The organism is Clostridium sp. CAG:265 (assembly GCF_000436575.1).
In the GTDB taxonomy this organism is placed as follows: domain Bacteria; phylum Bacillota; class Clostridia; order Clostridiales; family Clostridiaceae; genus Clostridium; species Clostridium lentum.
The window spans coordinates 21689-34024 of the sequence record NZ_FR886584.1 but is presented as its reverse complement, the minus strand read 5'-3'; the positions used below and the strand labels follow the sequence as shown (position 1 = coordinate 34024).

The 12336-nt window shown below is 28.0% G+C and carries 10 protein-coding genes; all 10 read right to left on the bottom strand.

All coding sequences use genetic code 11. From position 1 onward, the window contains the following. Positions 1 to 77: 77 nt before the first annotated feature. The gene (locus tag Q5O29_RS02125) at positions 78 to 461 is read right to left on the bottom strand and encodes a (deoxy)nucleoside triphosphate pyrophosphohydrolase (protein ID WP_022211374.1); all 384 of its coding nucleotides are present in this window, start codon (positions 459 to 461) and stop codon (positions 78 to 80) included. 86 nt (positions 462 to 547) lie between these two features. Then, on the bottom strand, positions 548 to 685 hold the full coding sequence (locus Q5O29_RS02120; RefSeq protein WP_022211373.1) for a FeoB-associated Cys-rich membrane protein: 138 nt from the start codon (positions 683 to 685) through the stop codon (positions 548 to 550). Positions 686 to 717: 32 nt separating this feature from the next. Next, a complete protein-coding gene (gene feoB / locus Q5O29_RS02115; protein WP_022211372.1) occupies positions 718 to 2862 on the bottom strand; it encodes a ferrous iron transport protein B in 2145 nt (714 codons plus the stop codon). Between the two features lie 87 nt (positions 2863 to 2949). Beyond that, positions 2950 to 3171 (bottom strand): FeoA domain-containing protein, encoded by a 222-nt coding sequence (locus Q5O29_RS02110; RefSeq protein ID WP_022211371.1) that lies wholly within the window; start codon positions 3169 to 3171, stop codon positions 2950 to 2952. 23 nt (positions 3172 to 3194) lie between these two features. Then, the gene (locus tag Q5O29_RS02105) at positions 3195 to 3404 is read right to left on the bottom strand and encodes a FeoA family protein (RefSeq protein WP_022211370.1); all 210 of its coding nucleotides are present in this window, start codon (positions 3402 to 3404) and stop codon (positions 3195 to 3197) included. A gap of 180 nt (positions 3405 to 3584) precedes the next feature. Beyond that, entirely contained in the window at positions 3585 to 4742 is a 1158-nt protein-coding gene (fliB, locus tag Q5O29_RS02100; protein WP_022211369.1) for a flagellin lysine-N-methylase, read from the bottom strand. Positions 4743 to 4767: 25 nt separating this feature from the next. Further along, a complete protein-coding gene (locus Q5O29_RS02095; protein ID WP_022166739.1) occupies positions 4768 to 4944 on the bottom strand; it encodes a hypothetical protein in 177 nt (58 codons plus the stop codon). 199 nt (positions 4945 to 5143) lie between these two features. Next, positions 5144 to 5839, bottom strand: a complete 696-nt coding sequence (locus tag Q5O29_RS02090; protein WP_022211368.1) for an MgtC/SapB family protein — start codon at positions 5837 to 5839, stop codon at positions 5144 to 5146. Between the two features lie 499 nt (positions 5840 to 6338). Next, positions 6339 to 7682: an MATE family efflux transporter gene (locus Q5O29_RS02085; RefSeq protein ID WP_022211367.1), complete on the bottom strand. Its 1344-nt coding sequence runs from the start codon at positions 7680 to 7682 to the stop codon at positions 6339 to 6341. A 390-nt stretch (positions 7683 to 8072) separates the two neighbouring features. Then, entirely contained in the window at positions 8073 to 12281 is a 4209-nt protein-coding gene (locus Q5O29_RS02080; protein WP_022211366.1) for a DUF445 family protein, read from the bottom strand. Between the last annotated feature and the right edge of the window lie 55 nt (positions 12282 to 12336).

The following is a 12336-nucleotide window of genomic DNA, read 5'->3' as shown; positions in this document are numbered from 1 at the left end:
CTACATAAATGATTTAAAAATCATTTATGAGACGTCCCCTTACTAATTTCTTTAATAACCTCTTTCTTATTACTTTATCATAAAACTTCCTTTAATTTTTCTATAAAAGGTATATCTGCCGGTGCAAATTTAAAGTTTTCTACTTCAGATATACTTATCCATTTTGCTTCATCATGGACACTTAGCTTTATTTCTCCTGAAATCACTGTGGCAAAATACGCCATAAGCTTTACTGTTACATTAGGATATTCATAGATACTTGTCTCTATGTAATTACCTATTTCAGTTTCAATTTTTAATTCTTCCACCAGTTCTCTTTTTAGAGCTTCTTCTGGCGTTTCCTCTTGCTCTACTTTTCCACCTGGAAATTCCCACATTCCTTCAAGCTTTAACTTAGGCGCTCTTCTTGTTATTAAAAACTTATTATCCTTCACTATTACAGCAGCTACTACATCAATCATAATCTAATTCTCCTTTGTAGTTTTAATTTATTATATATTATTTAGTGCATAAGAAAAAGCCTCGGCATTTGCTGAGGCTTTATTAATTAATGACAATGTCCACCACAATGTTTGCAATCACAACCACATTGAATGGATTTACCTTGTTTTTTATCTTTAATCATTTTTCTAACAATTAAGCTTACTACTACCAGTAAGGCAATTCCTACTATAACAGTTCCCATATGAATCCCTCCATATTATATTTAAAGATTTACTATGCCTTTAAATTTACAGTTAAGTTTTCACTTTCTTTATATGGTCTAAAGAACAAATATAAGAATATAGCTATTATAATAATTGCTGCTACTGTACCTATACCAAATATTCCATCAGTAAATAACATACCTATTTGGTAAACACATAATGATGCACAATATGCTAACAATGTTTGATAACCAATGGCAAACCAAAACCATTTAGCATTATTCATTTCTCTCTTAATAGCTCCCATAGCTGCAAAACATGGTGCACATAAAAGATTAAATATTAAGAATGAATATGCTGCCAATGCTGTCATACTACCTGCCAAGCTACCCCAAATTTCTGATCCATTTTCTGCAACTTCACCAAATCCATAAAGAATACCAAAAGTTCCAACTACATTTTCTTTAGCAATAAGTCCTGTAATTGCTGATACAGTAGCTTTCCAATCTCCCCAACCTAAAGGTTTAAATAGCGGTGCTAAAATACCCCCTATAGCTGCTAAAATACTATCATTCATATTATCTACCATACCAAATCCACCATCAGCAAAACCAAAATTTTCAGAAAACCAAATAAATATTGTAGAAAGTAAAATTACTGTTCCAGCTTTTTTAATAAACGATGAACCACGTTCCCACATACTTCTTAATATATTCGAAACTGTTGGCATATGATATGCTGGTAATTCAATAACAAATGGAGCTGGTTCTCCAACAAAGATTTTTGTTTTCTTCAATATTATTCCTGAACAAATAATTGCTACTACTCCTATAAAATAAGCACTTGGTGCTACCCATGAGGCTCCATTAAATAATGCTCCTGCAATTAAAGCAATAATAGGTAGCTTAGCACTACATGGAATAAATGTTGTAGTTATAATGGTCATTTTACGATCTCTATCATTTTCAATTGTTCTAGAAGCCATTATTCCTGGAACTCCACATCCTGTTCCAATAAGCATTGGAATAAATGATTTTCCAGAAAGTCCAAACTTACGGAAGATTCTATCCATGATAAAAGCTATTCTCGCCATATATCCACAAGACTCAAGGAAAGCTAAGAAAGCAAATAATACAAGCATTTGCGGTACAAAACCCAGTACTGCTCCTACCCCACTAATAATACCATCAACTATAAGTCCTGATAGCCACGGTGCACAACTTATAGCATCTAAGCCATTTTGTACTGCTGGAATAATCCATTCACCAAACAACGTATCATTTGTCCAATCTGTTAAAATTGAACCTACTGTTGTAACTGAAACATAATAAACTATAAACATTACTACTGCAAAAATAGGAAGTGCTAACCATCTATTAGTTACTATTTCATCAATCTTATCTGAAACAGTATGTCCACCTTTATTCCTTCTTACAAAACAATCTTCTATAATAGATGAAATATATACATATCTTTCATTAGTAATTATACTTTCTGCATCATCATCCATTTCATCTTCACATCTTTTAATATCTTCTTCCACATGAGTAGCTATTTTTTCTGCTATTTTTAATTGTTCAATAACTTTTTCATCACGCTCAAATATCTTAATGGCATACCAACGTTGCTGCTCTTCTGGCAAATTATGAATCACTGCCTCTTCAATATGTGCTAATGCATGTTCAACGCATCCTGCAAATTTATGTTTTGGAATTTGAAGTACACCACTTTTAGCAACTTCTACAGCTTTATTAGCTGCTTCCATAACACCTGTTCCCTTTAACGCTGAAATTTCAACTACTGTACATCCAAGCTCCTTAGATAAATTCTTCGTATTCAGCTTGTCTCCGTTTTTTTCTATAATATCCATCATATTTACTGTTACCACCACAGGAATACCAAGTTCCATTAGTTGTGTAGTTAAATATAAATTTCTCTCAAGATTAGTTCCATCTATAATATTTAAAATTACATTAGGCCGTTCTTTAATTAAATAATTTCTTGTTACAACTTCTTCTAAAGTATATGGAGATAATGAATAAATACCTGGTAAATCTATTATACTAACATCTTTATCCCCTTTTAATTTTCCTTCTTTTTTTTCTACAGTTACCCCTGGCCAATTACCTACAAATTGATTAGAACCTGTCAAACTATTAAAGAGTGTTGTTTTACCACAATTAGGATTACCAGCCAATGCAATTTTTATTGTCATTTTATCAATCACTTCTTTCTAATATATAACTATTTCAAAATATTTCAATTAACAACTAAAATAATTATCATTAATTATTTATAAAAATTATTCAACTTCAATCATTTCTGCATCTGCTTTACGAAGTGACAGTTCATATCCCCTTACTGTAACTTCAATAGGATCTCCTAAAGGTGCTACCTTTCTTATATATATATCTATACCTTTTGTAATTCCCATATCCATAATACGTCTCTTTACTGGTCCTGCACCAACTATTCTTTTAACTTTTACAGTATTTCCACACGCTATATCTCTTAAACTTGTCATATTTATCCCTTCTATCTTTAAATTTATACTATAATTTTATTAGCCATATCCTTACCAATTGCTACTCTTGAATTCTTAACTTCCACAATCATGTTACCTTTTATTTCAGATATAACTGTAACTGCAGCACCTACAACAAACCCTATATTACCTAAAAATTTTTTAGTGTCCTCTTTACCACCAATTTTTTTTATTATATTAGCTTCACCTTTCTTAACCATTGATAAAGGCATCTTTAATCATCCTCTTCCTTAACATTGATAATCATTTTCATTTACTATATTATTAGTATATACCTATTTCTATAACATGTCAATACTTATCTTAATTTTCTCTTTTTTTATACACATATTTAAATATATTGTTTTTATCAAAAAATAAGTACTTGCCAAAAGCAAGTACTTAAGTAAATTTTAATTCATTAAAGCCATTACCATTTCTTCTATATCAAAAACTTCATTCGTTTCAAAAAGTTCTGCTAAAGCTTCTATATTTTCTTCTAAATGTTCAATATCTTTAGAGTATGTATGAGCTATATCTACCATGTCTTCATCAGTGAACTCATTATTTTCTATATATCTCACCACTGCTAATTCCCTTATCATCATATAACTTATAATGGCAGTCTTTATTTTAGCCAATGCATCATAATCAAAGACAGCTTTCATAAAGTATCTAAAGACAAAGTAAACTAAGATATTTTCAAATTTATATATTTTATCTTCATAATACTCTACAAATTGCTTATGTTTTAATATGTATAATTCCTCATCTTCATCAGCTTGCCAAAAATATCTTAAGGCATCATTAAGACCTAAGGGATCATTGGGTGTTATATGCTTTAAATCTCTAAAGACATTGAAGTACTCCTGTATATTATCGTATTTTATACCTTCATTATCTTTGTATTCTTCCAATTTTTCTAACAGTTCTTCTAGAAAGAACTTATCTGAATACTTTTCTCTTACATACTTTATTTCCTTAATTTCACTTTCATCTATTTTTTCTTGAATTTCATCAACAAATAAAAGTGCCAAAGCAACTCTTTTTCTTAAATCAATATCCCTGTCCTGTAGCATATCCATAACTATATTTCTGCTTTGAAGTAATTCTATAAAAAGCTGTGCGTTTATATCATTATATGAACTCACTACTTCTTCATTTTCACTTAATTCAAAGGTTACTTTTTTATCATTATTAAGCATTATTCTAGCTGCTTCCGGACACGAAAGTGATATTCCTATTTCTCTTAGAGAACCAAACTCTTCTGTATATCTAGGGTATTGCTGACATGTATAACACAGGTTTTCTTCACCAATATTTATATATATATCACAAGTCTTTTCTTTATTTAAAAATGGACAATTATTTCCTTTAAGTACAAATATATTTTCTCCTGCTTCATGAACTATTTCACTTCTTAGTCTTTCTCCAAATTTACCTTGCACATTTTTATAACGGTCATATGTAACATCATCTATTACTATTCCCCATCCTGCACAGCATGTATCTTCACATTTTGATGCTATACATTTAAAATCCTTAAAGTATTCTGGGACTCTAATTTTCATTTCTTATTCCTCATTTATAATTTAATTATTTATTTTCACTTTTATATTCATTATAGAAGTTTATTAATATTTCATACTCTTCATCTGATAAGAATTTACTTTCATGTTTTTCATTAATTTCCACATCAGTAAAATTCAAAAATCTTACCTTATTCTTATATAATTCAATTAATCCTAATCTTACATTGTTATTTTCACTCATTTTTATTTCTCCTTTTCTTCTTATATTTTAAATCTTGCCATACCATATACAAATTCATTTGTTGCATTTAGTAGATCAGCATTAATCAATATAATATCACATTCTTGGCAAATATCATATAAAATACTTTCAATAAATGAATTTCTTACTACTACTTCCTTAGGTCTAACATATTTGCATGATACATCCAGTAAATATTTTATCCAATAAATTCAACTTTACTAACTTCATCAATATAAGTAATTTCAGATAAAATATCATTAATATCTACTTCATCATCTACATTGAGCTTTAAGATTATTTTTGCTTTATCTATGGACACTTTTCTTGTTTCTATTGAAACAATGCAAACTCCTGCAATTTTTAAACCATTTCTTACTTTTTCCATAGATACAGCTGTATCACCTGTTAATTCAACTTCAATAAAAACATAAGAATTTCTCTTTATTGACATTATTTTTTTTAATCTAAATATATCAGTTAAAAAAATGTATGATACTACAGTTATTATAACCGCTCCTAAGTATACACCTGATCCTACCGCTAGCCCTATACATGCTGCAAGACATATTGAAGCAGCAGTAGTTAAACCCTTTACACTTCGTTTATCCTTAAGTATCGTACCTGCACCAAGAAAGCCTATGCCTGATATATATTGTCCTGCCAATCTAAATACATCATTATTTCCTCCATTAATACGATAATATTCAAGGGAGGTTATTTGAATTAAAAGCCCAACCATACCTACAAGTACATGGGTTCTTATTCCTACAACCATACCTTTCTTTTCTCGATTATATCCAATTGCTCCTACAAGCACTACACAAAGAAAAGTCTTAAAAATAATTTCTAAAACTACCTTTATACTTACACTTTCTATGATTTCTTTTAACATCTTTCTTCCCCCCTTTTTTTCTTAAGTTTTTCATTTTATATTCTTATTATATGGAGATGCTATTTATAATATAAACCAAAAGGAGTAGATTTTTTTCTACTCCTTTCCCTATCTATCCATTTTATTATTTTCAAGTATTAAAATTTAACCATATCTATATAAATTTAATTACCATCTCCTTTTCAGTAGATTAGATAATTGGATCATCTCCCTCTGGGCTGCTTCATAGTTCTTTATATAACTATGGTGCCAAGAAACTCCTGTTTCTTTACGGACAATATTAATGTTTGAGCATTCCTCCTTTCCCTTAGTCTTCATAAAAGACTCTATATCATTCGATATTATCATCGCCAAGCATCCCTCCCTTTTCACACATATATGGTTAAATGTTTATAGACAAAAAGGAGTCGCAAAACATCTTTTGTGACTCCTTTTTCTTATCTATATTAACATTATACTACTATAAATACTCATTGTAAATATTTCCCATATTATTTTATTAAATTTTTTCACTTTCATGCTTAAAACTTTTTTCTCTTTTATAGTAAGTATAAGCTAGTGGAATTACTGCTGCAAACCAAGCAACAGGATCTGCCAAACATATTCCCATAAATTCTAAAACCTTAGGTAATGTAAAGGCTACAATAGCTCTAGCAACAAGTTCATAAACTCCAGCCATCATTGGAATAAATGAATCTCCTATTCCTTGCAGTGCATTTCTATAAACAAATATTAACCCTAATGGAATAAAGAAAATTGCTGAAATATTTAAAACCTGTTGTGCATAAGATAATATCTCTGCATCTGGATTGCTAACAAACATCATTACAAAGTATTTTCCTAAGAAAATAAGTATTATAGCTGAAATCACGCTTGTAATTATAGATATTTGTACACATTTCTTAACTCCTTCTTTAATACGATCATATCTTTTTGCTCCTATATTTTGTCCACAATAAGTTGCCATTGTTACACCTAAAGTAGTAGCTGGTTGCATAACTAATTGTAATACTTTTGAAGAAGCTGCATAAGAAGCTATTACTGTAGAACCAAATATATTTATAGCACTTTGTACTGTCATTATTCCTATAGATGTTATCGAAAACTGTAGAGCCATAGGTATACCTACTTTTAAATGTTTTCTGTAATATTTTTTCTTAACTTTAAAATCATCTTTTTTAAGCCTTAATATTTTATATCTTTTATATGTATAAATTACACATAAAATCGCTGAAACCCCTTGAGATATTACTGTAGCATAAGCAGCTCCTGCAACTCCCATTTTGAAGTTTATAATAAGAACTAAATCTAAAATTATATTAAGTACTGAAGATACTATAAGGAAATATAAAGGCGTTTTACTATCACCTAGAGCTCTTAATATAGCTGCCATCATATTGTAGAATATAATAGCTATATTTCCTGCATATAAAATAATTATGTATGTTGAGGCATCCTTCATTATATTTGAAGGTGTATTCATAAGAGTTAATAGAGGCTTTGCCGAAAGTACGCTTATAAAAGTAACAAGTATAGTTGCTATTATTGATAAAATAATTGAACTAGCAACAGCTTCCTTAACTCCTACTTCATCTTTAGCACCATACTTTTGCGAAATAAGCACTGCAAATCCACTTGTAAGCCCCATTACAAATCCATTTACCAAAAATACCATAGAACTTGTTGTCCCTACTGCTGCTAATGCTTCAACTCCTATAAATCTTCCAACAATTATAGTATCAACCATACTATAAAACTGCTGAAATATATTTCCTATTAAAAGTGGAATTGAAAATAGCAATATCAGCTTCACTGGATTTCCAGTTGTCATATCATTTGTCATTTACCCATCTCCTTTTTATTTTTTCACCAGCATATATAATAACATACTTTACATAAATCTATTAATTATTTTTATCAATTCTTTTTAATTATTTTTTCACTGTCATTAAAAGTTATTACATTTACTTTCATTTTTTTCTCTATTATATATTTATTTTATAAAAGCCATTAATAATAAAGTTAAATAAAATAAATCCGTAAACTAACAAAGCAATACACCTTGCTAAAATCTACGGACCATAAAAAAACAGTTTTCCCCAAGAATAGCGAACAAAATAAACTTTTTACTATTATTTACATTTATAATATACTCTTTACCTTTAATATTGTCAATATAATTTTAAATAAAAAGGAACATCTTCACCAAAAGAAAATGTTCCCAAATATTACTCTACGCTACTCTTCTATTATTAATTTCTTCTATTATTCCCCAGGCAATTGAAAACCATAAATTAATGCCAAAGATAGCACCAAAACTTCCATATAAATATAATTTTTTAAAGAAATCACCAGCAAAGCCATTAAACATAATGTGTATTTCTTTAGGTTCCATTATTGCTATCTGCTCCATAGTTATTTGCTTTATATTTACAGCTTTTAAAAGTTTACTAGTGTTATTAAATGTAACATTTAAAACTGCTTCAATAGCTCTACAGATAACATCATCTTTTGTATCCTCTTTTATAAAGCTGAATCCGTCATTAATTATTTCTTCACAGATTAGATTGATTATTTCCTTATTAACTTCATTAAAACTTTTACTATTAAAAGCAGCTTCAATATATTCTTCTACACATTCTTTAGAATACTCTTCATCAATAATAGCATTAAAGGATACTCTTTTAACTACATCTTCATAAAATTCATTTGCTATTTTTTCAATAAGCGTTGCAAACTCTTCATTATTAACAACTATATTCAATATTGCTTCAGTACACTCTACTACATCTTTTCTTTCTAATGCTAGCATTACTTTATTTATGGATGTTTCTTTAATAGACTGTATAAACCCTTCATCTATTATTTCATCTAAGCACTTAACAATAGCCTCTAGATTTTTTACTAAATTATCATTACTTAACTTTATAATATTATTTAACTCTCTATTAAATTTGTAACAGATATCTTTTAAAGAATCTAAATCTAGTATCAATAGAAACTCTTTAAGATTTTCACTTAATATTATGTTGATAGACTCATCAATAACCTCTTCAATCTCTTCTTTTATATAGATAGATTTATTAAGGCTTATATAAATGCTATCTAATATTTTACTACAATTTATTTCTTTTGCCTTAAGCTGTAAACTCTTTATTGGTGTAGGATAAATAGAATATGATAATGTACTTTGAACTAATGATGTAATTTCTAAGTATTTATTATCTAAAAATATTGGTACTTTAATATCTATTATTGTATCTATACACCTATTTACTATATCATCTCCGCCAAACATTACATAAGCTCCTCTTTCAAGGAAATTAAGCCCTGAGGTAATTTCCCCCCTTACCTTTTCACTAAATTTACTTTTATTAGCTTTTAAATAACTTTCACCTTTGCTAATAATATATCTACTTAGCTTAGGTATATTACTATCAATATATTCTGCTATCTTTCCAGCAAATACATTTCCAATGGTATTATCACCATTAATTTCTTTTTCTAAAAATTCTGAAACTCCCTTTTCAAGATAATTCTTGCTTTCATTGAATATCAATAACATAGATTTATCTTTAATATATTTTCTTAAACTCTCAATTTTTTCACTAGAGATAAGCCCACTTAAATTGTTATTAATTATAGTTTGATATTTATCTTCGCCTTTAAATATCATCTTTTGAATCTTTTCTTCATTTAATATACTTTTACCATTATTTAACAAAACTTTTTTTAAGCTATTATTAATATCTTCTCTTATTTTAATAAGTTGTTCTTCTTTGATAAATTCTTTGCATTTTTTATCAGATTTCATTTTATTAGCCAAATAATCTGCTGTTTTCTCTGAAAAAATTACTGTTAACTTTCTAGCATCAAGGACAATTTTAGATATATACCTTGACTTTAAAATTTTCCCAACATTTATACTTCCTATACCTTCCACTGATTTATATGCTATTTTCTTTTTATTATTTTCTATATTTTTTTTCATTCCATCGTATAAATAATCTACTATAATCTCTTTCTTTTCTCTTATAGCATCCATGATTACTTTGTAATTACTTTCTGATATACTGCTAATAAGATATCCCTTAAACATATCTTTTTTAGAGGTTAATAGCATTTTTACTCTCTCACCGTTTAACAGTTCTTCATCAATAACATGACCTATTCCTCTTGCCATTATATCCTTATGTGCTGGAATATATCCTAAAGAAAACTTCCTTAAAAATGGTATTTTAGCTAAAAACTTATTTCTTTTATATGGATAAAATAACATTTTTAAAGCTATAACATTAGTGCCTACACCTATCATTGCCATGATAATGCAAGATATTATTGTAGAAGCCACACTCCCTGAAAATCCACTTATAGAGGTTGTTCCATAAAACAACCCATAAATTCCTCCAACAACAATCCCTAAAATGCCCCCAAATACTGATAATGGCTTAAGTTCATTTCCCATAAATGATTGAGCAAGCTCACATATTTCATCTTCATTAAACTTTATCAAATTATCATAAATGATATTCTTTATATTGCCATCAAGAATTTCTTCAATATTATTATCTATATAATTGTATAACTTTTCCTTTGAAACCAATATTAATTTATCTTTATTACATATATCCTCTATAAATTCATCTAAAGTATTTTCAGAATATCTTGTTATCATTTCTTCTTCAAGAGTTAATATTAAATTAATCATTGAACTTCCTAATAATTCCTTTTCGTTCTCTGCTATCTTTATCAGATCTATCTCTCTAACCTTGCTTATTATTATTCTATTTATAGGTTCTAGTATCTCTCTCTTGCTATCCTTTAGCAGATGTAATAATGACCTATTAGCTTTCTCTGATAACTTTGTAAATTCCTTTTCTGATAAAAGATTTTTCACAGGCATATTTATTGTTTCATTAATTTTATCATTAATAATATTAACTACTCTTAGCTGTAAGAAACTTAATATTTCTTTTCGTTCATTACAAATCAATAAAATAAGCTGCTCTTTCACCTTTATTTTTAATAAACCAATGTTCTCTTCATTAATGAGAGAACTAATTTTTTTAGAGAATACTGCTTCAACTAATAGGCTTAATATTTTTTCACCATGAATATTAATCTTTTCCATAATAAGCTTACTTAGTGCCATTATTTTGCTTTCAGATATAATATTTGCTTCTTCAAGCTTACCTATTATATCTTTCACCTTATTACTCTTTAAATAAGTTATTATCTCTTGTGATATCTTCTTTACTGATTCTTCGTTCATTTCATATTTATCTATATAAGAAATAATCTTATCTACCACACTGGCTTTTTCTGAGATATCACTAAAAAGACTCTCCCTAACTTTTTGCACTATTATCCTTTTAATACTACCATCCATTCCTTCAATGGATTCATCTATAGATTCTTCAATAATTTCATTAACTTCATTCTTATTAAATCTAATCCACTGTGATATGCTTGGTATAACTTTAATGGTAATTTCCTCGATAAATCTTGAAAGGTTAATAGCTGATTCTTCTGGCAATAATTCGTATAATGTAAAATCTAATTCTTTTGCTATTTTTATTATTTCATTTAAAATATTCTTTAAGCTATCAGTACCTTTATCTGAATTTATAAAGGTGCATCCCTTAGCAAATAAAGCTGAAGATATTTGTTTTTTTTCTACTGGAGAAAAATAATCATTTAATGTGTTAGAAGCTATTGTCTTAAATAAACTATTGATTATTTCATCTATATCAATGGCTTCATATATCTTTCCCAGTATATTTAAAAGTTTTTCTTCATCATCAAATATATTTTCTAATGAATTTATAATAAGTTCTTCTATGATAGATTCTATCTTTATTTTCACATCTTCATTAATTATATCTTTTAATATCAAATTATTATTTTGATGATAAATATCCTTTAATAATATAGAAACTTTATCATCAGACTTTATGTATTTTAAAATTTCTTCATAAACAATATCTGTTATATAAACTATATGCTTTGCTGATAAAATTTCTGTTATTTCTATATTATCTACTATATTTTTTAATAGTTTATCTGATATAAGTTTCATTTTAGCTTCTGTAAACTCCATGATGCTTTCTTTACTTTCTTCAAAATATGAAATATCTTTTATTTTCACATCATTAAATGCTTCTTTAAGGCCGCTATTCCAAAACTCTTCTACAGTTACATCTAACTGTTTCTTAAACTCTTCACCATGTATATGTTCTTTTAATGTCTTTCCATTAATAATATCTTTTTCTACTAGAGTACTTATTTCATCTATAAATTTTTCTTTATTTTTCTTAACTACTCCTCCCAGCTTTAATGGAGTGTATTCCTTAAAAAGCATATTTACAGCATATTTATTGGTAATATATCCTGCCACTCCTCCTGAAATACTTTGGAGTATTAAAAGTAATGGATTTATCAATGTTTTTCTCTCCTTTTATTACTGTTAATTACTATATTATACTACAAAGAAAATT